Consider the following 23,678-nt stretch of genomic DNA (forward strand, 5'->3'; position numbering starts at 1 on the left):
GATGTCCGACATATGCCAGCAGGAAGCCTGAAAAAGGCTAAACGATTCTTTGCATCCGGAAAATTCAGCCATGTCATTCGACTCCTTGAACCAGAGATATTCAGGTACCGGGAGAGTTTTATCTTTTACTCCCTGCTGGGCACTTCATGTCTCTATACCGATGAGACCGGCGGCGCGCTTTCATATTTGAGCAGGGCGCATCAACTCAATGACCGGGATATTTCGACATTACTCGGTATCGCCGTTATTCATCTTAAAAAACTCAACAGGGAAGAGGCGATCAAGACATGGCTCCTGGTACTTGAAATCGATCCGAAGAACAAGACCGCACAACGCGGACTCAATATCATACGTAAAATTCCCGAACACGAAGATCTTGTCGAGTTTGTCGATTCGAAAAAAATATATTCACTGTACCCGAAAAGAAAATCCCGCGGATTCGCCAATACCGTGCTGATATCGACCATACTCCTTGTTGTGTCGTTTACCGGCATTATCGTGGTCAGATATGTGAAGCTCCCGGAAAAAAAGACGAGACCTGAAATCGAACAGTTCATTCTTCCCGACTCACGCTCTTCCCTCATCCAGCTGAACGATGATTTCCCGTTTATTTTCACCGATGCGGAGGTTCGTACCGTTTTTAACAGGGCAAAGTCCTTATTTATCGAATACCGTGACAACAGGGCGCTCGTTGAAATCAACCGTCTGCTTAATTCGAACGCGGCACCCGAGGTGAAAGTCACTGCCGGAGCGATGAAAGATCATGTTATCGAGCCGGATTTTTCCACGATCAGGGATTCCTATTCACTTGAAGTGGTGCTTAAGCAGCCGTATCTTTACGACAATTGTTTCGTCCGCTGGAAGGGAAAGGTCGGTGGTCTCGAAATCGGTGACGAGGCGATACGATTCGACTTCTGGGTCGGGGATACGCACACCTTCGAGGGGGTCATCCCCGTTCTTCTCGATTTCGGCGCGCTTCTTGAAAACGGACAGACGATCGAGGTGTTGGGCTCGATCGAGACTATCGACAGGCAAAACTTCATTCTCAAAGGCAGGGCGATCCACCGTCTGGAGTAATCGATACGCGGAACCGTCATGTCACTTATTCAGGTACTCATACACATTAAATGGTCCGAAAAACTCCGAAAGCGTCATTTCCTGATTCAGCCGGCTTATGATATCCGAAGCGACTTTGTGCGACGAGACGACCGTCACGTTTTTCAATGTATCGACAAGTTCCTGCGGGCAGTAGAGGGTATCGGCGAAGACGATATCCTTTAAAATCCCTTTATCGATAAGCTCTTTCATGCGGTCGATCGACGGGGGCGAGAAAACGGGATGAACAACCGCGATATTGACGCACGCGACTTCGCGTTTCCTGAGTTCGAGTGCGAGTTTGTAAATAGAACCGCCGGTGTCGATCATGTCGTCGATTATCCAGACGGTTTTGTTTTTAAGGGCCGTGCTCGATAAAATATCCACGGACAACACGCGGTTCACGCATGAATAGTCGCGCTGCTTGTGCGAAATGACGAGCGGGGTGCAGAATGAATCGGCGAACTCCTTTGCCAGCACCTCGCCGCCTGCATCGACGGAACAGAATACCCACTCCTTTCTTATTTTCTTTTCCAGGTTTTCGACGGTTTTGATATAGGTATCCGCGATATAGCGCTTGAGGAGAAAGAGAATGGGAATGTCGTCGATCGCGCAGACGGCCGGATCGATCATCGTCCTGGACTTGTCCGAATGCAGATTGAAGGTGATGATGTGATCCACGCCGAGGCTGATCAGTATCTTGAAATGCATCCAGAGACCCACCGAGTTTCTTCTCGTGGTCCGGTCGGACCTGCCCGGGCTGCAGTACGGCTCGAAAAGTGTGATACGGCCCGCCTGGGCACGCCGTAATGCGTCCACCGCGTTATATATCTCTATCTTGTTTTCTTCGACGGAAATGCCGGATGAGTTCTTACTCGCGTTCGCAAAGAGAAACACATCATGACCGCGAACGGAACTCGTGATTTCCACTTCCATTTCCCCGTCCGCGAAACGGGAGACAGAGAGATTGCCCTTTAAGTCATAAAGGGGCTTGTTGTAGGCAAAATAGGTTGAAATGCCCTCGACGACCTTATCGGTATAGTCCTGCATCGATCGTGTGGCGAATATCTGAAGTTTCCCTCTCATGATCGTTACCTCCTGAATGCGGCAAACGGATGTAAGTACGGGTGAAAGTATAGCATAAGGAAACGGTGAGTTAAAAGTATCAAGGCAGCTTTTTCGGCTTCCGTCCGTATAGAATTCCGCCTGACTGGCGGTGTTGGTAAATTTTTCTCCGGTTATTTACCCGCAATGACTTTTGATGTTTCATTCGCTTTTTTTGAAACACGCTTAGAGCGCGAGCAGTATCTGAATGAAAGGCAGATGTCCAGAAAATCGTCCGTCCCGACGATCGCGGCAATATCGAGGAATACTTCTATTTCGTAATCGATGAGGGTACCGGGCATTCCGTTTTCAGCCCGGCATATGGATAAAAGCCGCTGTCCTTCGGACATAAGAAGAGCATTCAACGATGCGTCATGGAAATAAGGGATAATCCTGAGGAGATGCGATCTGAGCATGGGGTCATCGAAGATATGAATCCGGTAGAGCATTGATACGAGGACGTCTCTGTTTGCCAGCAGTCTGCTGAGCAGGATTTCTTCGGGTAACCCGGGATCGAACATATTGTGAACGAGAACGCGTATAAGGTATTCGACTTCCTCTTTTCTTTTTCCCGAACAACGGGATATAAGCGATGAAAGAATGTCGGCGATATACGGATCGTCACGTTTTCCGAGTGCTCTCACTATCTCTATCCGCTCATTCAATCCGACCGACCCAAGCACCCTGATGATAAACGGGTTGTTTTCCCTGTCGGTGGACCCGATGATATCTGTATAATCGATACCATGGAGAGGAAACACCGAGTACAGACATATGATCAGGCAATACAAGCTTTTTTTCATGGTGACGGTCTTATTCATTATCGGCATATTTAAATTAATTCAATTCATACCTCTCATTGATTAAAGGGAAAACGCAGAAATGATTCGGCCGGCATCGCATGAAAAACAAGATTTTATCGAAAACCACTATTATTTATGCATTTTTTTCTGTAAAATAAAAAAAAAATTAAAGCAGGAGAACAAAATTCCCATTTATATATTAGTGGAAAGGGGATATTAATATGGCGAAAAGCGAATTCTCAAAAACATTTAAACCGGCCGAAAATATCGAGGAACGGCTCAAGGCACTCGAATCCGCAAAACTTCAGATCGAAAAACAGTTCGGCAAGGGCTCGATTATGAAACTCGGTGAAAGCCCGCAGAAAGCGGAATCGGGAGTGATCCCGTCCGGTTCGATTCTTCTCGATGCCGCGCTTGGTATAGGGGGGTATCCCCGTGGAAGGATCATCGAAATATACGGACCGGAATCATCCGGTAAAACGACATTGGCCCTTCACGCGATCGCTGAAGCACAGAAAAAAAACGGCATCGCCGCATTTGTCGACGCGGAACACGCGCTCGATCCCACGTACGCCCGGAACCTCGGCGTCAATATCGACGAACTCTGGGTATCGCAGCCCGATACGGGCGAACAGGCTCTGGATATCACCGAATCCCTGGTCAGGTCCGGGGCGGTGGACATTATCGTCCTCGATTCGGTCGCGGCCCTGACACCTCGTGCGGAAATCGAAGGGGTGATGGGGGATTCCCACATGGGCCTTCAGGCCCGGCTGATGAGCCAGGCGCTTCGAAAATTGACCGGGATTATATCGAAATCGAACACCTGTCTTATTTTTATCAACCAGATACGGATGAAAATCGGCGTGATGTTCGGCAATCCCGAAACGACCACGGGCGGCAAGGCGCTTAAGTTTTACTCCACCATCAGACTCGAGGTACGAAAGATCGAAAGCATTTCACAGGGCACCGACAATATAATAGGGAACAGGATACGGGTCAAGGTTGTCAAGAACAAGATAGCGCCCCCGTTCAAGAAAGTCGAACTCGAACTCATGTTCGGAAAAGGTATTTCGGGAAGCGCGAGTCTCCTCGATCTGGCGATCGAACACAATCTGATTGTTAAAACCGGTTCCTGGTATTCGTTCGGAACGGAAAAAATTGGTCAGGGGAGGGAAAACGCAAAACTCTTTCTCGAGAAAAATCCCGACATCGCAGTGGAAATAGAAAATAAATTGAAAAAAACACTCTATCCCGATAAACCATCCCGGGAAGAACCGGGACAAAAAGAAATCAAAAAAGATAAAAACACTCAAGCCGCGCCGCAAAAACCTGAAACCGGCATGGAAAAGGAATTGTTTTGATCGCTATGCCGCGGAACAAGGGGAGGGGGCAGGCATGAAGAAAAAAAAGGGGACAGAGGTGTTTCTGTCTCTCGGTTCCAACATCGAAAACAGGCGCGTTCATATCCAGGAAGCCGTCAGCCTCATTCAATACTATGTTTCTGACATCAGGTTTTCGAGTATGTATGAAACACTTCCCCTGTATGTTCATGATCAGCCGAAGTTTCTCAACCTTGTCATTTCGGGAATGACGAAACTCTCATGTCCCGATCTTCTCGAACGTGTCCTCGAAACAGAGGCGGCGTGCGGACGCAGCCGGGACAATCAGCGCGAGAAGGGCCCCAGGGTGATCGATATCGACATACTCCTCTACGGCGACCTCAGTTTTCATTCCGAACGGCTGACGGTTCCTCATCCCGGAATCAAGGAACGGCAATTCGTTCTCATTCCTCTGATCGAACTCGAACCGGATCTCAGGGATCCCGTTACCGGGAAAAAATATACGGAATTCCTTAAAGATATGGACGATCAGGGTGTTTTTTATTATGATGCACTGTCGCACCAGAACTGATATGCCATTTGATACGGATAAGGAGTTGTCTGAACATATACCGTATGGTAATGTAATCACGTACTGAATGTCGAACCATGATGAGTGAACAAACAAACATCGCACACATACCCCAATTCAAACTCGGTGATTTTGAGGGCCCGCTCGATCTATTGCTTTTTCTCATAAAAAAAGCGGAGGTCAATATCTACGATATTCCGATCGCACAAATCACCGAGCAATACCTCCGGTACCTCGATTACGCGACAAAGGTAGATCTGGAGGATATTACCGAGTTTTATATGCTTGCCGCAACACTTCTCTATATCAAATCGAGAATGCTTCTGCCCGTTGAAACGAATATCGATGATGAAATCGAAGACCCCAGGAAAGTGCTGGTTGAAAAACTCATCGAATACCAGAAATTCAAGAAACTCACGGAAATTATCACGGAAAAGGAAACCGAATGGCTGATCGAACGAAAAAAGAACCAGAAAATACTCCCTTTCCCTGAAAACGATTTTTGGGAACAGGCGCAGATATGGGACCTCCTCAAAATTTTTTCGTCGATCATTACTTCTCTTACCACCGAAAGGGTCGTCGATCTTTATGAAGAGGTGACCATCAATGAAAAGATAACCCTTATCGGCGAGTATATAGAGACAAGAGGGGAGTTTCTTTTTACCGAGTTGATCAAAAAAACGAATTCGATCAGCGAGGTAATCTGTTCTTTACTGGCCGTCCTCGAAGTGACAAAAATGAGGCGTATCGTGGTATATCAGAACAAGCTGTTCGGCGATATAAGAATCAAAGCCCGATCAGAGACGAGGTAATCATGGAGTTCAAAGCAGAAGCAAAACTTGTCGAAGCCATTATGTTTTTGGAGAGTGAACCGCTCGATATCAATACGCTGTCCAGGATAACGAAACTTTCACGGGATATTGTCCTCAAATCGCTGCTCATACTCAAAGAAGAATATAATCGCGACCATCACGGACTCGAAGTGATCGAAATCGGCGGCGGTTTCTCGTTTTCACCGAAAAAGGAACTCTGGCCGTCCCTCAAAGACCGCTACGGAAAGCAGAATGAGAATAAACTTTCCCGCGCCGCCCTCGAAACCCTTTCGATCATCGCATATTCACAACCCATAACGCGCGGTGAAATCGAAGGAATCCGTGGTGTCGCGGCGGACGGCATGATCAAACTCCTTTTGAGTAAATCCCTTATCCGGGAGTTGGGTAAAAAGGATGTACCCGGAAGACCGATACAATACGGCACGACAAAAGAATTTCTGAAGCTGTTCAGGCTCAAAAGCATTTCCGATCTACCCAAACTTGATGAAGTGGACAGCGAAAAGTTTGAAACCGATGAATGAAGACAATGTTCGCCTTCACGTCTATATGTCCCGCTGCGGAATCGGGTCACGAAGGACCTGTGAACGTTATATCGATGAAAAAAGGGTCCGTGTGAATGGTGCGGTTGTCACCACACAGGGGATGAAAGTATCTGACCGGGATACGATCCTCTTTGACGGAAAACCTATCGTTCCCGTAAGCAAAAAGGTGTACATCGCTCTCAACAAGCCGGAAGGATATCTCTGTACCGGGAAAGATCCCGAAAACAGATTATGCGCCCATGTACTCTTTGAAAATGCTTTGCCGGAAACGCTCTTCCATGCAGGCAGGCTCGATATGAACTCGAGCGGTATCATTTTTTACACGAACGACGGGGCGTTCGCACATATTGTCAGCCATCCGTCATTCGGGATACAAAAGGAATACGTTGTCATTACCTCGACAAGGATTGAAGAAGAGCAGCTCCTCGAATACAAACGGGGCCTTGAGGTAAGCGGCGTTCACTATAGGTGCGAGCATTATACATTAATCAATAACTACAAAGTCCTTCTCACGCTTGTTCAGGGGAAAAACAGGGAAATACGGCGCGTTTTCAGCCACTACGGTATCCGTATAAAACGGATTCACCGGGTGAGAATCGGCTGTGTCAACCTCGGAAAACTTTCATCGGGCGAGTTCCGGTATCTTAAAAAAAAAGAGATAGAATGGTTTTTCGAGAGGAGAAAAGTATAAAAAACAATACATTTTTACATTTTCGTATATGATCGGTCTTGACCATTCGCTTTGTTTATGAGAGATTATAGAGAGTTTTTACAAACTGTCATTGTTACAATCAGGAGAAAAAGATAGGTATGGATTCTGAAACGAATATAAATCAAGAAAAAAAGAAATCTGAACAAACCGAACTTCAGGAGCAATATCTTCAATCCTTCCAGCCTATCAAAGAAGGTGAACTGGTAAGCGGAAAGATTGTCGAGATCACCACCGACTTTATTTTTGTCGATGTGGGCTATAAATCGGAAGGCAAAATCAAAATCGAGGAATTTGAGGCTCCACCGAGAATCGGTGATATCGTCGATGTCATCATTGTTCGGAAGGAAAGTTCGGACGGTTCGGTCATTGTCTCGAAGAAGAAAGCGGACGAGAAGGTATTCTGGAAAACACTGAAAGTATCGTTTAACGAGCAAAGTCCGGTTGAAGGGAAAATCGTCCGGAGTATAAAGGGCGGTTATGAGGTCGATCTGGGCTATGATGTCCGCGCGTTCATGCCCCTCTCGAAATCGGATGTTCAGCATGTCGTCGATATCGAATCGCTTATCGGCAAGGAATCGCTTTTTAAAATCGAACGTCTTTATTCCGAAGGAAAACTCAATATAGTCGTTTCCCGCCGCGCCTGGCTCGAAGAGGAAATCACCAAAAGAAAAGACAAATTCTTCGATACCGTCCAGATCGGCGATGTTATCAAGGGTAATGTGAAGAGTTTCACCGCTTTTGGAGCGTTTATCGATATCGGAGGTTTCGACGGACTTCTTCACATCAACGATATGAGTTGGGGACATGTCACCAAACCAAAGGACCTTATAAAAAAGGGCCAGGAACTCGAATTGAAGGTGATAAAGGTCGATCCTGAAGAAAAAAGAATCAACCTCAGTCTCAAACACATGAAAGACGATCCGTGGGATAATTTCGAAGACAAATACTCGGTCGGCGATATAGTAAGCGGGAGAGTGACAAAACTCACCAATTTCGGCGCCTTTATCGAAATCGAAGAGGGGATTGAAGGACTTGCCCATATTTCAGAGCTTTCCTGGGTGAAGAAAATCAGACATCCTAAAGAAGTACTGAGAGAAGGCGATAATGTCGATGTCAAAATACTCTCTTTTGACCTCGAAATGGGTAAAGTCTCCCTTGGTTTGAAACAGGTCAATGACAATCCATGGGACGATATCGAAGACCGCTATCCGGTGGGTATGAGAATCAAGCGGAAAGTCAAAAATATTTCCAATTTCGGTGCGTTTTTGGAGATCGAAGAGGGGATCGACGGATTGCTGCACCTCGATGATTTCTCGTGGACAACCAAATACAATCATCCCTCGGAACTTCTTAATCCCGGAGATGAAATCGAGGTCATGGTCATCGATCTCGACAAAAAAAACCAGAAGATAAAGCTGGGACTGAAACAGCTTTCCGAAGATCCGTGGGACTCGCTTACCAAGGCTTTTTCAAGGGGAAGCATTATCGAAGGGACCATTACCACGATCAATGAATACGGTATTTTTCTCAAAGTACAGGGTGATATTGAAGGACTTATTCCTCAACAACATGTTTTCGATCAAAAAACAGAGACCTATGAAGAGGCGGTCGCGAAATTCAATATCGGCGATACCTTGAAAGCGCTTATTATCGATATCAAATCGTCGCGGCAAAAACTTACCCTTTCGCTTCGCGATTATTACAGAATGCTTCAGAAGGAAGAAATCGCCAAATACATTCATGATGAAGAGGACGAGGACAAGGTGTCAATCGCGGATTTCATTAAAAAGTCCGGTAGCGATGAAGAATAGATTCCCGGAGAATTTTCTCTTGCATGAAGAATAAATCCGTCATGGTTAACGTACAGATCGATCAGAAGAAATTCGACACACTCATCCATATTAACAATGAAATCAATTCCCATTACCAGGACATCAAAACCCTTCTCGAAAAAATCATTGATACCGCCGCAGGCCTTTCTGAAGGAGAGGCCGCCTCCCTTATGCTGCTCAATCCCGAAAACAATAAACTTTATTTTGAAGTCGCACTCGGTTCGAAAAGCGAGGAGCTGAAGAAATTTTCTCTCTCTCTCGGTGAAGGGATCGCCGGCTGGGTCGCCCTCCATAACACCTCTCTCATCGTCAATGATGCTGAAAGCGATTACCGGTTCAAGTCCGATATCAGCCGGGCGATCGGATTTCCGACGCACTCGATTCTCGCGGCCCCGATGCGGGTAAAGGGGAAATGTATCGGCGTTATCGAAATCCTCAATAAAAAAGACAACAAAGGATTCGATGAAGAAGATCTTTCGTGGCTCGAAATATTCACGACACAGGCGGCGATCGCCCTCCAGAATGCCCATACCTATCAGCACATCAGGGAGGAAATGTATATCCTCAAGGACCAGATCCTCTCGGACAAGGGGTATCATACGTTTATCGGCAAAAGCAAGGCGATAACGGAAAAACTGAATATCGCATACAGGGCTGCGGAAACGGATTCGTCGATCCTTCTGCTTGGCGAAAGCGGTGTGGGGAAGGAACTTTTTGCCGAACAGATACACTTGCGAAGCAAACGGGCGGACAGGGCGTTTATCCGGATAAATTGCGCCGCTATTCCCGAGAATCTGCTCGAAAGCGAACTCTTCGGACACGTGAAAGGGGCGTTTACCGGCGCCATCGGCACCAGGCGAGGCAAGTTCGAACTCGCCGATAAAGGAACCATTTTCCTCGACGAGATAGGGGACCTTCCGCTCAATCTTCAGATAAAGCTTCTCCGTGTCATCCAGCATAAAAGCTTTGAGAAAATCGGTAGTAATGAAACCATCAAGGTTGACGTGAGAATTATCGCGGCGACCAACAAGGACATCGAACGCGAGGTGCAGGAAAAGCGTTTTCGCGCTGACCTTTTCTACCGGCTGAATGTTCTGCCCATCTATATCCCCCCATTGCGGGAGAGAAAAGAAGATATTCCGCTTCTTGCAGAACATTTTCTTTCCAGATTCAAGGCGGAAGTAAAAAAACCGATAAAGGGATTTTCTCCCGGGGCGATAGAGACGCTCCTTGTTTATTCATGGCCGGGGAATGTCAGGGAACTCGAAAACGCGATCGAACGCTCCGTGGTGATTTCGAGGTCCGAGTATATCACACCTGATACCTTTATTTTTACGGGTTTTTCATCGCATCAAGAGGATGAATATACTTCTCTGACGTTGAAGGAAGCAATCACGATGTTCAAAAAAAAGTTTATCGAGCAGGTACTCAAACTCAATGACTGGAAACAGACAAAAACAGCCAAAATACTTGGAATTCAACGAACATATCTTTCGAAACTTATTAAAGAACTAAATATTATGAGATGAGAGGGTTTAACAAATGAAAGAGAAAATATCTTTCAAAGATCGGATTCTGGACATTATCGATAATTTCTTTCGAAAACGGGGAATGCTGATCTGGATCATACTCGGAATCGTACTGGTTGTCATTATCGGTATTTTTATCTGGGTCGAAATAGAAAAATCGATCAGGGAGACATCGACCATAGAGATAGAAAAAGCCGAAAAACTGTTTTCCGATTGGCGTTATGAAAACGACGAAAATAAAAAGGAAAAGTTTGAAGAGAATTTTATGGAAAGCATTTCAGACATCATAAAAAAATATCCCGACCGGTACGCTGCACAACGTGGACTTTTTATCCGAGCGCAATTCTATTCGCAAAAAGAAGAATGGGACAAAGCGGCGCGCGATTATCTGGACTGCGCCGAATCGTTTCCAAAGGCTTATTATGCAGCCGATTGTTTGTATAACGCCGGTGTCTGTTATGAAAACAGGGGGGAACCGGAAGAGGCCTTGAAAATTTATGCCGATTGCGAAGAAAAGTATCCCGAATCGCATATCGTCGGGCGAGCCCTTTTTTCAATGGGTCGTATTTATGAGGTTTCGGGCAAGTATCGGGAAGCGGAGGACATATATACGAAGCTGGAAAACGATCATTCACTCAGCAACTGGTCAAGCCTGGCCCAAAACAGAAAAATTTATCTGAAAACAATCGATCGGAATGAATAAACCGGATCGGGCCGGTCTAAAAATGTGTGGTAAAATGATGCTTTCGAATTATAATTAGGTATATCGGGCATTTCCTGTCTGGTGATGCGAGAATGAGACGAGGAGGAGAGAATGGGGAAGACGGATATCGCCAAAAAAATACTCCAGACCAAAAATTTTGGATTTATCATCGGGTTTATCATATTTATTCTTCTTCTCATTCTTACCTACAGACTCGTTGTGATCGATTTTTTCGAACGTTCGATTCTGGATTTTCATTTCAACTTCCGAAAAGACATCCTCTCGGGAGATTACGGCGTTAAAAAAACCCGGGAAGGCCTGACTACCATCACCTATAACCCGAATGTTTCCGAAGATATCGTCCTTATCGGGATCGACACCAGAAGTCTCGACGAATTCGGGAAATGGCCTTTTCCGAGATCGGTTGAAGCAAATCTCATCAACACGTTGACACGAATATCGGACCAATCGCAGCGTGAATTGTGCACATTTCTCGATATCAATTTTATTGAACGGGACATGGAATTACCGGTCAATGATATTCTCCTGATAGACAGCATCAGGGAAAACGGTCGGATATTTCTCGAGGCTTTTTTCCATTCGACCGAACTCAAGCAACAGATCGCGGAAAACCATCTCGAACGCCTCAGACAATTTATCGATCAATTCGGTGTCGTCGCCAAAAACAACATCAACGGGGACTGGAAAAATCTCATTCCCTATAGGGGAGTGGAATGTCCCCTCAAACCGTATATAGAGGTCGCCCACGCATACGGGAATGTTTCATACTATCCGGATCCCGACCGTATATTCAGACGCCAGCCGCTCGTCGCGCGCTTCTGCGAAGTCGTCAAGGAAATCAATCTGGATACCTTGACCCCCGACGAACCGATATCACCGGACGCATTCGAATATATCGGGTGGGTCGATCAGGAGGACATCGTCCACTACATACCTTCCCCCCTGACACAGGAAATCGTCGATAATCTCAAGAAACAACTCGAGGACGCCGGGGCACCGAAAAAAGAAGAGGATACCGACGGTGACGGAAAGATCGATTACAGCTATTTCATCATTCGAAAATACAGGGATTTTATTATCCCTTCGATAACCCTCACCCTGGCCCTGAAATATTTCAACAAACGTCTCGATGATATTGAAATCGATCTCGACAATTATATACGGATTCCTTTCCCCCAGCGGTACAATCCGATCACACAGGCGTGGGAACGCCTCGTCGAAACCGAAGCCGTCTACAAATATCCCGAAGTCCTTACCGAAAGCGAACTGGTCGATCTCCTGAGGCGCGCCGATCCCGCTCAGAAGAATATTCTCGGGGAGAGCTATGAAAAGAATTCCCTTTTCGAAAAATATATGCTGAAAAATACGCTTGATCAAACTCAGCTTTTCAATCTTCGAAAAACCCTTACCACACTCGGAAACGAAGAGATGAAACTCGTTCGTGAAGCGACCTACAAAGACGAAATAAAAATCCCGATCGATAAACACGGAAGAATGCTAATTAATTTTATGGGTAAACCCTCGACAAGTGAAGGCGTGCAGACATTCAGGGTAAAACCGTTCCATCGGTATGTGAGGGATCCGGGACCCGATCCCGAAAACTGGAGAAGAACCAATTACTTCGAAAACAAAATTCTTGTCATCGGCATGTTCGCAACCGGACTGGCGGATGAAAAACCCACACCATACGGCCTGATGTTCGGCCCGGAAGTGAACGCGAACTCCCTCAACACGATCATCATGGATAATTTTCTCGTTCAATCGCCCGATTATCTCAATATCATCATTCTTTTCGTCATCATCATGCTCGTGAGCCTAATTACCTCGCGTCTTCCAACCCCGCTCGCCCTTGCATTCGTGTTCCTTCTCCTTCTCGTATTTTTTATTGCGGGCAACACCATCTTCGATCAGTTGAATTATATCATCACGATTTCCGCCTCGTTGTTCGGCGGTGTTTTGACATTCGTGTCGATCGTCGTTTACCGGGTCATTACCGAAGAGCGGGACAAGAAAAAAATAAAAAATACATTCGGTAAATACGTGAGTCCGACGGTCGTTGAAAGCCTTCTCATCGACCCGCCGGAACTCGGGGGTGTGGACAAGGACCTCACCGTCCTGTTTTCGGACATAAGGGGATTTACCTCCATCTCCGAACGGATGACGCCCCAGGGACTGGTCAATCACCTGAACGAATACCTGACCGCCATGACCGATCTGATTCTCGAATATCGAGGGACGCTCGATAAATACATAGGCGATGCGATTATGTGTTTCTGGGGAGCACCGCTCGCCGAACCGGAACACGCGCTCATCGCCTGTATGTGTGCACTGAAACAAATGGAAATTCTGAACTCCCTGAACGCCCACTGGCCCGAAGAAAAAAACATCAATATCGGGATCGGACTCAATTCCGGTACCATGACCGTCGGGAACATGGGTTCTCCGATCAGGATGAACTATACCCTTATGGGCGATAACGTCAATCTCGGTTCCAGACTCGAGGCGATCAACAAGGAATACTCCACGAATATCGTCATCAGCGAATATACATACGGCCGGGTCAAAGACAAGGTCGTGGTGCGCGAACTCGACAATATCCGGGTGAAGGGAAAGAACAAGCCGGTCATTATCTATGAACTCATCGATATGATCGATACCTACGAAATTCCCGCTGTAAAAAAGGTAAAATCGCCATGAAAGCGCCCCCCGTCCTGTTACTGTTTCCCCTGTTATGCAGTATCTCGTGCGGTATCGATGAATACCCGGTGCTCAATCCGCCGGTCGACGGATATTCATCGACAATCGATAAATACTTCGAGTTCAGGTCGACCGAAGACAACGGCGGGGCGGAGGAAGGGGATTACTTCCGCGGTTTTGAAATCTATTACCGGTTTTACAATAACGAAGGCGACGTTGTCTCGTCGCTCGTCAATGCCGAAGACCTTTCCTCATACGGATTCTGGCGGCTGACGTATTATATCGATTCCGATGACTGCGATACAGTAACGGGCTATATTCTCCCCCTTATAAAGATTTCAGATGCAGAAAAGGGCAAGGGATCGCTATTTACAATAGATTTTTTGGGAATCTCAGACGGTGATGTGTTTCTGACAGCGGAGGAGTTTCCCGAAGGAAGCGGCGGTATTGTGATCGATGCATTGCCGCTTCGACGCGGCATCGAGGACAGTGAGAATGATGGATTCTATAAATCCTTTGAATATTTCGATATCGGAGAAGGCGGGGACGCGGATGTGACGCATATCGAGGATGCAGACGTCTATATCGCCTTATATGCGTACAGTTTCGGTAGATACGGCATTACCAAATCTAAAAAACTGTACAGCGAACTCGAGTATCTGGGATATATCGAAATAACACTACCATTGGAAGCAGGATAGGTGTATGTGGTTTATACTAAAAGTCGGGTTGACATACCTCGTTATCGGATTTGCTTCGGCACTTCTCGTTTATTATGTCATGAAAAAACAGGTGCCCGGCAACTTTGTCGGCGCCTTCATTATCGGTCTGATCGGATCGTTTCTGGGGGGACTCATATACCGATTGATTCCCGATATATTCAATTTTCTTTCCGATTTCAATGATGTGAATGTGTATGCCGCCTTCGGTTTTTCTTTTCTCCTGATATGGCTGCTTTCGAAACTGAGCACGAAACTGTAAGCGGCAGATATCAGTATTTCTTTAGGAGTTCGAGCATTTTCCGGTCCAGCAAGTGATCGCGGTACCGCTCATAGTCGACGTCGGTTCTTACGCTGTCCGGAAGTACATTCGTTTCCACGCACCCTTTACTTCCGATAATATATATTCTGTCTACTCGCTTGTTATAGGGATTGATGTTTATCCCCAATAATAATGACCGCCTTTTCCCGTTACGCGCTCCTGCTTCTGATTATACAAATCAATAAACACCTATATTGTTTTCTTACAAATAACCTTAAAATGTATATTTTTTAATACTGTAACGTATATTCATCTGGTCCTTTGCAGTAATGTATAGATATAAAAAAACCGCCCGATTTTAACAGGCGGTTTTTTGCACGAAAACATTTTCTCATGCGACGCTGATTTTCTTCGAACCCTGCCATAATCCGTGAATATTACAATAGCTTGCCGCATAAAGGGTTCCCGGTTTTTCGGTCATAAAGCTGAATACCGCATCGGGTGCACAGTAGACGGTACTCGTATCCGGCCCCTGTACCGATTCGCCGTGGGCTGTAAACTCCGCTTTCCCGATCTGAACAGGAAACTTTTCTCCTTCGGGATGAAAATAAAGCGCTATCCACGCGATATGGTGTTCGGTCTTGTTCGGGTGCGGAATTCCCTTACCCACCGAAACGGATACGGTCGTTTTTTCACCTTTTTTGAGTGCATCCGGTCCTTCTATGGCCGGCACATGTTTTTCCGATTTCCAGTCGGCGGTTTGATACAGATCACCAATGTTTCCGGATGATTGATTCATATATTACCTCCGTATAAAGTTTCGATAAATGCTACGTTATAAAGCGAACTTGTTCATGTACCCGAATCCTTTTAATATTATCCAAATTCCCGAATTCGGTTCATGATACGGCATGTTATCCCCCGTTCGCTATTGTATCGACGTAAAGCGCGGCCGATTGTCTATCATCATTCATCATACTCCACATTGACGCACCGCGAGGAACTTTCGTCACTGTATATACGGGCACTCGATGCGTAGGCGATGATGTAATAGCAATTTGTTCCTTCGGGCGCGCTCGTATGGGTATAAATCGATAAAATGGTTCTTCCCAATTTCCTGCCATTGCAGTAAACGTCATAGTCCGTCGCGCCATCAACATCGTACCAGCTGAGGCGTACCTCATGGAATATCTCGTATATGGTGACGGAAGCCATACTCGGCCTGCTCAGGTCAGCATAGCCTTCATCCTGATCATAACTCAAATCGCTCGTGGAATCCGACGATTCCGAGTATGCCATGACCTTGTAGGTATAGAGGAGTCCCGGGGTACAGTCGTCATCGATAAACGATGTCGTCCCGCTATCATCATATTCCCTGAAAGATGAACTCTCCGATTTCCTGTAGATGATGTAGCTGTCGGCGCCGTCCACCCTGTTCCAGGTTACTCTTATGCTGTAAGTGGTGTCCCCGCGGGATGCGGTGATATGGCCGGGTTCCTCGAGTTTGCGGTATCCGGTATCGTCAGGACTGAAATCGCTTTCCGATCCCGAGCTGCTCGCATACGCCTTGACCTTATAGTAGTACAGGATGCCGGGACTGCATGAAGTGTCGGTATAACGTTCGGCCGTCAACCTGTCGGCGATTTTCGCATATGACCCATTGCGGCTTGCGGAACGGTAGAGGATATATTGATCGGCACCGTACACATCGTCCCACTCGACACCGATATTGAAAAGGCTTGTTCCGTCCGCCGCCTCGACGGACGAAGGACATTCGAGTTTTCTGTGACCGGGATCATAACCGCTGTATTTCCCGTTCCCGGTTCCCGTGTTGTATCCCCTTGCACGGTAATAATACTGCTTCCCCGGCTGGGCCTGGGTGTCCCTGTAGCTTGTCGATGTCGACCTGCCGATTTCGGAATACGAGCCGCCTGTTGATGTGCTTCGTTCGACCTCGTACCTGTCCGCGTTGTCGATGCTTTTCCAGCTAATCTCGACATAATCTTCCGATGTCCCGTCCGATGCCCGGATATCATCCGGTGAAGCGAGAAGCAAAAAAACCCTTTCCGATCTGATAAAATCGCCGTAAGACCGCGATGAATCGGCATAGGCGCGAACACGGTAATAATAGGCTTGTCCGTTTTCAGCCGACTCGTCGTTATAGCGCGTTCCGGTTGTCATGGTGACATCCGAAAAGCTGGAACCGTTCGTGGAACGTTCGATCTCGTACCTGTCCGCCCCATCGACGCCGTCGAAAGTAACGGTAATCCGGTCGTTATCATCATCTGCTTCGACGCTACATCTCGCCGGGGCATCGAGTACCCGATAGCCGGATACAGCGGGACTCAAATCACTGTCGCCCGCGGCCGCATGGGCCATGATCTTGTAGTAATAGAGTTTTCCCGGCACTGCCTTTGCATCAGAATAGACCGTTTCACCGATCGTTCCGCTTATATCCGTATAGCTTCCTGCCGTCGATTCACTCCGGTATACCGAATATCCGTCTGCTTCGGGAATCGAGTCCCATCTGATGACGACAGCAGAGACCGAACCGCCCAACGTATTGATGTCCGAAGGGATTTTCAATCCGGTGACAATGGAAGAGGTTTCCACAAAGGCCGAGTCTCCCGTATCGTTGAAAGCGCAGATCCTGTACGTATAGACGGTAAAGCTTTCGAGGCCTTCATCACGATAGGCAGTCGTATCCGGACCCAAAACGGTAATCACCTCAAAATCGGCGTTTCCCCCACTCCGGCGGAAAATCCTGAATCCTTCTTCGATATCTGATGAATCAGACCATGAAAGAACGATACTGCTGCTTGCAGAAAGGATCGCCGTAAAACTCTCCGGTGGTGAGGGAGGAACCGGTTGAGGCGTCAGGGTTGTTGCCGAGGCAGGTCCGGTATATGCCGAATCCCCCGCAGCGTTTCTGGCCTTGATACGGAAGAAATATGTTGTGCTATGTGAAAGCGAACCAATGACGGTCTGGCGCGTGTCCCTGGAGACCGTTTTTATTTCGGTAAAGATATCCTCTTCGGAGGAACGTGCTTCGATAACAAATCCGGCCTCATTATCGGCTGTATCGGTCCATTCGAGTCGTATCTCATGCGCGGATAATACAGCGGCAACGAGGTCATCCGGGGCTGACGGCGGTTCATGAGGGATCTCCTCCGTCATGACATTTATTTCAGGGGAAAACCCTGACGACCCCGCGTTATTGAAGGCCATGATCCGGTATGTGTAGCGTGTCCCGGGAAGAAGGTCTTCGTGTGTGTATTCCGTTGTATCGGCATCGAGTGTCGCCGCCGTCTTAAAGTCCGAGAAATTTGTTTTGTATTCGATAACAAAGCCGGTTTCATTATCGGCATTATCGATCCAGGAAAGTTCGATGGAATCGGTCGCGGACGATACAACGGAAAGCCCGCTCGGCGAAGCCGGCATCGGATTATCGTCGTCCTCCACATGCGAAGGACATCCTGATAAACAAAGGAGACCGGCGGCAAACCATACGAGACGGATTATTTCTCTATATCGTTTTTCAAGCCTGTTTTTCATAATTTTCTCCCTGCGTTTTTTTCTTTGAGAGTCACGCTGTAACTATAACCAATTTGTTATAGTTACAGCGTGACTCTTTGCACCTCATTTCACCGGCTGCAATCGCGGTTCAAACCGCTTCACAGCGGCCGTCATTCACTTCGTAAAAATTTCGTTACTCGAAAAGGGCTTCGATCGATTTGTCCGCATCCATGATTATCGAATAGATGCCGCCCCCCTCATCCGTTATGTCTCCGGCATCCGTACCTTCCCAGCCGCTGAATGAAGCTTCGCCCAGTTGCTGCGGCTTCAACAACACGGTAAAATCTTCCACGTAATCATTGCCGGTTATCCCAAAATATACGTTATGGCAGTTCGATGTTTCTTCGACATACCCTTCGCCGCTTACACTGATTGTCAGCGAGAACATTACGAGTCCGAACATAGCAGAGATCGATTTATCTTCATTCATGACAATCGAAAACAAATTTTCTCCGAGAGCAACAACGTCATCCTGATTCGTCCCAGACCAGCCGTCGAATGTCGTATGCGAACCGCAGGTGATCGTGATCGTCACTTCCGTATTCTTTTCAAACAACCCCTCTCCGGCACCCTCCGGATCGACGGCAATATCGACATCAGTCGTACCGCTGCATGTCCCCATCTCCGTCCATGATAAGGTCAATTGAACATATTCGCCGAAAACAGCTTCCAGTTGTTTGTTTCCGTCCATGACTATTGAATAAATCCCGCCGCCCTCATCACTCACACTCCCCGCATCATCTCCGTTCCATGAATCGAAGTACCAGCCTGAATCCGGGACGGGCGTAATATCGACAACCGTAGCGGGATTGTATGAGTAGGCAGAGGGATCTTTCTCGACAGAACCCTGACCGGAGGTCGTGATAAAAAGCCCATACTTTATTCCTTCCAGAAACCGGGCGACAATATGCTTATCACCGTCCATGATAATGGAAAACGTGCCGTCTCCGTTATCGACGGCGTCAACCGCATCATCCCCGCCCCATGCATCGAAGTACCAGCCCGTATCAGGGGAAACGGACAACACGACTTCCATTCCTTCCCCGAACGATCCGCTTCCGGGCGATACACTCCCGTTTCCCGCACAGTCGATCGTCAATGAATATTCACCGGTGCCGTTTCCGTTTCCGCCGTCACATCCCGGAAAAAGAAAAGCAAAGACAACGACAAAAGAAAAAAAACAAATATCAGTCCGTTTCATCGGTATAATCCTCCAATTAATCTATATATAATGATCTTTCAGCTAAAATATATCACAAAACACCTTGCATTGTCTATTTTTTTATTATAATAAACCGATTCACTAATCAAGAATCAGTGACTATCATCTTCATTCCGTCAAAATCGATCGTCCATGAATCGTATTGGCGAAGAAATTGATGCGATATGAGTCCGTCCTGGATAAAACCGACGGACAGCCCGCCGGCGTCTTCCCAGTAGGTCTCTTTCCCGAGTGTTCCAAAATCTCCTTTGACATCGTACTGCACAAGCCCGCCCAGTCCGAGTTTATCGACATGGAAATACCCGATCGGCCAAAATCCTTCAGCGCCGCCTTTTATCGATTCATCGGGGATCCGCATTTCAGGCAGCGGGATGCCAGCGTACCGGAGTGTCTGTTCAGGAGCGATAAACGCGGCTTCACTCGCGAGACCCGAATCGACGAAAAAGATGAGGTTATTCTTCCCGTTCAGGCTGCCCTTTGCCATGATTTTGTGCGTGGCCCAGAGATACATCGGAATTTCCGTTATTGTTTTATTACGGTTTTCATCGAACATTGTTCGAACGCTTTTTTCCGATTTCGGACGAAGGATGAGTCTGCCGTTCAGGTAATCGATTGTGGATAAAAACTGGTGAAGCACCCCGGTTCCGATAATACCGCCGATCGAAACATCGCTTTGCTTGTACATTGGTGAAAATTGTGCAACAGGTAATATCCAGACCGGGACCGAGTGTATAACGACATCCCCGATAACCAGAGAATCGATTTTTGAAAGTTCGATCTCGGTTTTTTTTCCGCCGCCGAAGACACCGGTAATCGAAGAGAACGGTTTTACCCCGAGCCGTTCCGAGACGTCGGTGTCGATAATGAGAAGATCGCCCCCCGTATCGATCAGAACGCCTATCGAGGTGCCGCCGATCTCAACCTGAAGGAGGGGCAGCGGATCGGTGAAAACAAACGGAACCGCCGTCTTTTTGTCTTCCCCTTCCCTCATCCATTCAATCCGGTAGGGTTTTTCGTCCCCGAATGCTTTCATGAGTTCACAGTACGGAAGAATGATGTTGCCTTCTCCTTCAAAAAGATGCTTCCCTTCTTCATACCTGTTCGTCTGATAATAGATAAAGAGAAGACTCAACTTTGCCCGTATCCTGTTAGCCGCGTCATCAGAATGGTTCATCAATATTCGATGAAGCAATGCTTCGGCATCGGTATATCGGCCGTATAAATAATAAAGTTCCGACATTAAGAAGAGTATGTCGCTTTCCGTTTCTTCTTCCCGAATCAACTCCGAACACAACGCTTTCGCCTCTTCGAAGTATCCCGCGTGATAAAGCATCCGTGCACGGGTTATCTCCTTTTCCCTTTCGCCGGTAACGCCGGTTTCATCGAGGTCGGCGCTTCGCAGATATTTTTCGATTTCTCCCCTGTCCGGTCTTTCGGCACAGGAGTAAAACAGTACGATGCATGCGAGAAAAATAATGCCGCGAGGGCTTCTTTTACTCATTCTTCCTCCTCAACATATTCCGTAATCCGTCAACACGCTTGTTGTGACGGCGGAACGCTCTGCTTCCGTTTCTTTATCGCCGATTATAACATTACTGTGACTCTTTTTTCAATCATGTTCGAGGCGACAGCATTTTTTTCATACGGACGCTTTCCCTCAATAAAGCCGGCGTTGTCATACCCCGGAAAACAAGATACATTAAACATAAGGAAATTTACATGAGACATAGCTTCATCATTTCTGTATTAATGATGATCATTTCCATTCTGCTTGCCATGGTGTTATTTGTATCCGACCCGGCTTTTGTCTACGCCTCCGGCACAAAGAAGGGAATACCTGCAGGACTGCTCAAACTCAAAAAAACCTATCCCGATCAGATCGAGTCGGTTACCCCGGAAGGCCTTATGTTCTTTGACGGAGAGTTCATGGCTTATGACGATGAGGTGAACGGCAAGGATTTCGAGGCAATGCTCGATTCACCCGATCTCGAAGACCAGATGAGTTTCCCCTACCCCCGGGGGCGGTCGTACACCGTCCCGATACCGGAAAACGTCGATCCCGGCAGGATCAGGTACGAACCCTTTTTCAAAAAGATATACGGCAAGACCAAAGACGAGGTGACGGGCCATCTTGTGACCATTCGATGGATGCCCCGAACATCGAATATTCCACTCAAGGTGACTACGGTCAATGACGTTCATAAACGCCTTTTGGAAATATCGGCCGAATGCGACCGGCTCCCCGAAGACCTCAAGCCGATGGTGAGTAAACCCGGAGGGAGCTTCTGCTACCGTAACATCAGGAAAACGAACAGGTTGAGCATGCACAGCTTCGGGATCGCGATCGACATTACCGTCAGGTATTCTGATTACTGGCTGTGGGATGAACCTGATAGCTCGGGATTATACGCATATAAAAACCGGATACCCCTTGACATTGTCGAAATATTCGAAAAACATGGTTTCATCTGGGGAGGTAAATGGTATCACTACGATACGATGCATTTTGAATACCGTCCGGAATTATTAATCGAAGAAGAAAGAGGATTTGAAAATGAGTCAGAATGAGAAAACGGCAATTTCACCCACACGGAACGACGACTATCCGTCATGGTACCAGCAGGTCGTCAAGGCGGCCGACCTCGCCGAAGCATCGCCGGTTCGCGGCTGCATGGTGATCAAACCCTGGGGATACAGCATTTGGGAGAACATACAGCGCACCCTCGACCGTATGTTCAAGGACACCGGGCACACGAACGCGTATTTCCCTCTCTTTATCCCATTGAGTTTTCTCGAAAAGGAAGCCGAACATGTCGAGGGATTCGCGAAAGAATGCGCTGTCGTCACCCATCACCGGCTCGAAGCGGGAGAGGACGGAAAACTGGTACCCGCGGGGAAACTTGCCGAACCGCTTGTCGTCAGGCCTACATCGGAGACGATTATCGGGGCGATGTTTTCAAAATGGGTGCAGTCTTACAGGGACCTTCCCCTGCTTATCAACCAGTGGGCGAATATCGTGCGGTGGGAAATGAGGACAAGGCTTTTTCTGCGAACAACGGAGTTTCTCTGGCAGGAAGGACACACGGTCCACGCGAGGAAGGAAGAGGCACAGGAAGAGACCATGAAAATGCTCGATGTGTATGAGGATTTTTGCGAAAACTACCTTGCCATGCCCGTTATCAAGGGTGAAAAAACAGCGTCCGAACGTTTCCCCGGTGCCGTTTCGACGTATTGTATCGAAGCGATGATGCAGGACAGAAAGGCCCTCCAGGCCGGAACATCCCATTTTCTTGGTCAGAACTTCGCGCGGGCATCGGAAATCATGTTCCTCAATACATCGGGCGAACAGGAATACGCATACACGACATCGTGGGGTGTTTCGACCCGCCTTGTCGGCGGGGTGGTCATGACCCACGGCGACGACAATGGTCTCGTACTTCCCCCGAAGATCGCGCCCTCTCATATCGTTGTCCTTCCCGTTATACACAAGGAAGAGTCAAAAGCCGACGTCCTCAATTACTGTGAGAAGCTGGTCGGTGAGTTGAAAGAACGTTCCTTTGATTCCGCACCGCTCAAAGTCGAATTCGACACCCGCGACATCCGCGGGGGCGAAAAAACCTGGTCATGGATAAAGAAGGGAATCCCAATCTGGGTCGAAATAGGCCCGCGCGATGTGGCGAACGGCGCCGTGTTCACAGCGCGCCGTGACAGGGAAAAGTGGGGCAAAAAAAGCTACGGGAAAGCGGAGTTTATCCGGGAAGCGCCCCGGATACTGGAAGACATTCAGAATAACCTTCTCTCAAAAGCCGACGACTACAGAACCGCACATACCAAACGAATCGATTCAAAAGAAGCATTCTACGATTTTTTCACTCCCAAAAACACTGAAAAACCGGAAATCCACGGCGGTTTCGCGCTTTGTCACTGGAGCGGAGAGGAGTCGGTCGAAGAACAGGTTAAGAACGACCTCAATGTCACGATACGCTGTATCCCTCTCGAAGCGGGTGAAGAAGACGGCACATGCGTCATCAGCGGAAAACCGAGCAAACGGCGGGTTATTTTCGCGAAAGCGTATTAGGGACCGGGAATATCACTTACACTATTCCTGAAAATTCTT

Annotated in this window: 20 protein-coding genes; 14 read left to right on the forward strand and 6 right to left on the reverse strand. The window is 47.5% G+C overall.

Going from position 1 to position 23,678, the window contains the following annotated elements; all coding sequences use genetic code 11:
- Positions 1-12 precede the first annotated feature (12 nt).
- The gene (locus JW881_01125; GenBank protein MBN1696087.1) at positions 13-1,077 is read left to right on the forward strand and encodes a hypothetical protein; all 1,065 of its coding nucleotides are present in this window, start codon (positions 13-15) and stop codon (positions 1,075-1,077) included.
- Positions 1,078-1,098: 21 nt separating this feature from the next.
- Here JW881_01125 and JW881_01130 read toward each other — a convergent pair whose 3' ends face one another.
- Both JW881_01130 and JW881_01135 read right to left on the reverse strand, forming a co-directional pair.
- Positions 1,099-2,181 carry a ribose-phosphate pyrophosphokinase gene (locus tag JW881_01130; GenBank protein MBN1696088.1) on the reverse strand — a complete coding sequence of 361 codons (1,083 nt, stop codon included), beginning with the start codon at positions 2,179-2,181 and terminating at the stop codon, positions 1,099-1,101.
- Between the two features lie 152 nt (positions 2,182-2,333).
- Positions 2,334-3,002 (reverse strand): hypothetical protein, encoded by a 669-nt coding sequence (locus JW881_01135; protein MBN1696089.1) that lies wholly within the window; start codon positions 3,000-3,002, stop codon positions 2,334-2,336.
- Between the two features lie 221 nt (positions 3,003-3,223).
- Between JW881_01135 and recA the strand changes: the two genes are divergently transcribed.
- The 11 genes from recA to JW881_01190 all read left to right on the forward strand — a co-directional run bounded on the left by recA (position 3,224) and on the right by JW881_01190 (position 14,763).
- Positions 3,224-4,363, forward strand: a complete 1,140-nt coding sequence (gene recA, locus JW881_01140) for a recombinase RecA (GenBank protein MBN1696090.1) — start codon at positions 3,224-3,226, stop codon at positions 4,361-4,363.
- Positions 4,364-4,397: 34 nt separating this feature from the next.
- The gene (gene folK / locus JW881_01145; protein MBN1696091.1) at positions 4,398-4,913 is read left to right on the forward strand and encodes a 2-amino-4-hydroxy-6-hydroxymethyldihydropteridine diphosphokinase; all 516 of its coding nucleotides are present in this window, start codon (positions 4,398-4,400) and stop codon (positions 4,911-4,913) included.
- 77 nt (positions 4,914-4,990) lie between these two features.
- Positions 4,991-5,725 (forward strand): segregation/condensation protein A, encoded by a 735-nt coding sequence (locus tag JW881_01150; GenBank protein MBN1696092.1) that lies wholly within the window; start codon positions 4,991-4,993, stop codon positions 5,723-5,725.
- A gap of 2 nt (positions 5,726-5,727) precedes the next feature.
- Positions 5,728-6,267: an SMC-Scp complex subunit ScpB gene (scpB, locus tag JW881_01155; GenBank protein ID MBN1696093.1), complete on the forward strand. Its 540-nt coding sequence runs from the start codon at positions 5,728-5,730 to the stop codon at positions 6,265-6,267.
- Positions 6,230-6,979 (forward strand): rRNA pseudouridine synthase, encoded by a 750-nt coding sequence (locus JW881_01160; protein MBN1696094.1) that lies wholly within the window; start codon positions 6,230-6,232, stop codon positions 6,977-6,979. The genes scpB and JW881_01160 overlap by 38 nt, the downstream gene beginning before the upstream one ends.
- Positions 6,980-7,098: 119 nt before the next feature.
- Entirely contained in the window at positions 7,099-8,811 is a 1,713-nt protein-coding gene (locus JW881_01165) for a 30S ribosomal protein S1 (protein ID MBN1696095.1), read from the forward strand.
- A 41-nt stretch (positions 8,812-8,852) separates the two neighbouring features.
- Positions 8,853-10,361: a sigma 54-interacting transcriptional regulator gene (locus JW881_01170; GenBank protein ID MBN1696096.1), complete on the forward strand. Its 1,509-nt coding sequence runs from the start codon at positions 8,853-8,855 to the stop codon at positions 10,359-10,361.
- 13 nt (positions 10,362-10,374) lie between these two features.
- Entirely contained in the window at positions 10,375-11,064 is a 690-nt protein-coding gene (locus JW881_01175) for a tetratricopeptide repeat protein (GenBank protein MBN1696097.1), read from the forward strand.
- A 111-nt stretch (positions 11,065-11,175) separates the two neighbouring features.
- Positions 11,176-13,782 (forward strand): adenylate/guanylate cyclase domain-containing protein, encoded by a 2,607-nt coding sequence (locus tag JW881_01180; GenBank protein MBN1696098.1) that lies wholly within the window; start codon positions 11,176-11,178, stop codon positions 13,780-13,782.
- The gene (locus tag JW881_01185) at positions 13,779-14,483 is read left to right on the forward strand and encodes a hypothetical protein (GenBank protein ID MBN1696099.1); all 705 of its coding nucleotides are present in this window, start codon (positions 13,779-13,781) and stop codon (positions 14,481-14,483) included. The genes JW881_01180 and JW881_01185 overlap by 4 nt, the downstream gene beginning before the upstream one ends.
- Positions 14,484-14,487: 4 nt before the next feature.
- Entirely contained in the window at positions 14,488-14,763 is a 276-nt protein-coding gene (locus JW881_01190; GenBank protein MBN1696100.1) for a hypothetical protein, read from the forward strand.
- Between the two features lie 391 nt (positions 14,764-15,154).
- Here JW881_01190 and JW881_01195 read toward each other — a convergent pair whose 3' ends face one another.
- From JW881_01195 to JW881_01210, 4 genes are all read right to left on the reverse strand, one after another.
- On the reverse strand, positions 15,155-15,562 hold the full coding sequence (locus JW881_01195) for a class II SORL domain-containing protein (protein ID MBN1696101.1): 408 nt from the start codon (positions 15,560-15,562) through the stop codon (positions 15,155-15,157).
- Between the two features lie 167 nt (positions 15,563-15,729).
- The gene (locus JW881_01200) at positions 15,730-18,318 is read right to left on the reverse strand and encodes a fibronectin type III domain-containing protein (protein MBN1696102.1); all 2,589 of its coding nucleotides are present in this window, start codon (positions 18,316-18,318) and stop codon (positions 15,730-15,732) included.
- 154 nt (positions 18,319-18,472) lie between these two features.
- Positions 18,473-19,540 (reverse strand): hypothetical protein, encoded by a 1,068-nt coding sequence (locus tag JW881_01205; GenBank protein ID MBN1696103.1) that lies wholly within the window; start codon positions 19,538-19,540, stop codon positions 18,473-18,475.
- A gap of 106 nt (positions 19,541-19,646) precedes the next feature.
- Positions 19,647-21,062 carry an aspartyl protease family protein gene (locus tag JW881_01210; GenBank protein MBN1696104.1) on the reverse strand — a complete coding sequence of 472 codons (1,416 nt, stop codon included), beginning with the start codon at positions 21,060-21,062 and terminating at the stop codon, positions 19,647-19,649.
- Between the two features lie 218 nt (positions 21,063-21,280).
- Here JW881_01210 and JW881_01215 point away from each other — a divergent pair, with 218 nt between their 5' ends.
- Both JW881_01215 and JW881_01220 read left to right on the forward strand, forming a co-directional pair.
- Entirely contained in the window at positions 21,281-22,129 is an 849-nt protein-coding gene (locus tag JW881_01215) for a M15 family metallopeptidase (GenBank protein ID MBN1696105.1), read from the forward strand.
- Positions 22,116-23,639, forward strand: a complete 1,524-nt coding sequence (locus JW881_01220; protein MBN1696106.1) for a proline--tRNA ligase — start codon at positions 22,116-22,118, stop codon at positions 23,637-23,639. The genes JW881_01215 and JW881_01220 overlap by 14 nt, the downstream gene beginning before the upstream one ends.
- Positions 23,640-23,678: the final 39 nt, after the last annotated feature.

Source organism: Spirochaetales bacterium, assembly GCA_016930085.1.
Taxonomy (GTDB): domain Bacteria; phylum Spirochaetota; class Spirochaetia; order SZUA-6; family JAFGRV01; genus JAFGHO01.

Bases quoted from the DNA above. Each gene is read 5' to 3' on its own strand.
- JW881_01125 (MBN1696087.1), top strand. From the start codon at position 13: ATGCCAGCAGGAAGCCTGAAAAAGGCTAAACGATTCTTTGCATCCGGA.
- JW881_01130 (MBN1696088.1), bottom strand. From the start codon at position 2,181: ATGAGAGGGAAACTTCAGATATTCGCCACACGATCGATGCAGGACTAT.
- JW881_01135 (MBN1696089.1), bottom strand. From the start codon at position 3,002: ATGAAAAAAAGCTTGTATTGCCTGATCATATGTCTGTACTCGGTGTTT.
- recA (MBN1696090.1), top strand. From the start codon at position 3,224: ATGGCGAAAAGCGAATTCTCAAAAACATTTAAACCGGCCGAAAATATC.
- folK (MBN1696091.1), top strand. From the start codon at position 4,398: ATGAAGAAAAAAAAGGGGACAGAGGTGTTTCTGTCTCTCGGTTCCAAC.
- JW881_01150 (MBN1696092.1), top strand. From the start codon at position 4,991: ATGATGAGTGAACAAACAAACATCGCACACATACCCCAATTCAAACTC.
- scpB (MBN1696093.1), top strand. From the start codon at position 5,728: ATGGAGTTCAAAGCAGAAGCAAAACTTGTCGAAGCCATTATGTTTTTG.
- JW881_01160 (MBN1696094.1), top strand. From the start codon at position 6,230: ATGAAGTGGACAGCGAAAAGTTTGAAACCGATGAATGAAGACAATGTT.
- JW881_01165 (MBN1696095.1), top strand. From the start codon at position 7,099: ATGGATTCTGAAACGAATATAAATCAAGAAAAAAAGAAATCTGAACAA.
- JW881_01170 (MBN1696096.1), top strand. From the start codon at position 8,853: ATGGTTAACGTACAGATCGATCAGAAGAAATTCGACACACTCATCCAT.
- JW881_01175 (MBN1696097.1), top strand. From the start codon at position 10,375: ATGAAAGAGAAAATATCTTTCAAAGATCGGATTCTGGACATTATCGAT.
- JW881_01180 (MBN1696098.1), top strand. From the start codon at position 11,176: ATGGGGAAGACGGATATCGCCAAAAAAATACTCCAGACCAAAAATTTT.
- JW881_01185 (MBN1696099.1), top strand. From the start codon at position 13,779: ATGAAAGCGCCCCCCGTCCTGTTACTGTTTCCCCTGTTATGCAGTATC.
- JW881_01190 (MBN1696100.1), top strand. From the start codon at position 14,488: ATGTGGTTTATACTAAAAGTCGGGTTGACATACCTCGTTATCGGATTT.
- JW881_01195 (MBN1696101.1), bottom strand. From the start codon at position 15,562: ATGAATCAATCATCCGGAAACATTGGTGATCTGTATCAAACCGCCGAC.
- JW881_01200 (MBN1696102.1), bottom strand. From the start codon at position 18,318: ATGAAAAACAGGCTTGAAAAACGATATAGAGAAATAATCCGTCTCGTA.
- JW881_01205 (MBN1696103.1), bottom strand. From the start codon at position 19,540: ATGAAACGGACTGATATTTGTTTTTTTTCTTTTGTCGTTGTCTTTGCT.
- JW881_01210 (MBN1696104.1), bottom strand. From the start codon at position 21,062: ATGAGTAAAAGAAGCCCTCGCGGCATTATTTTTCTCGCATGCATCGTA.
- JW881_01215 (MBN1696105.1), top strand. From the start codon at position 21,281: ATGAGACATAGCTTCATCATTTCTGTATTAATGATGATCATTTCCATT.
- JW881_01220 (MBN1696106.1), top strand. From the start codon at position 22,116: ATGAGTCAGAATGAGAAAACGGCAATTTCACCCACACGGAACGACGAC.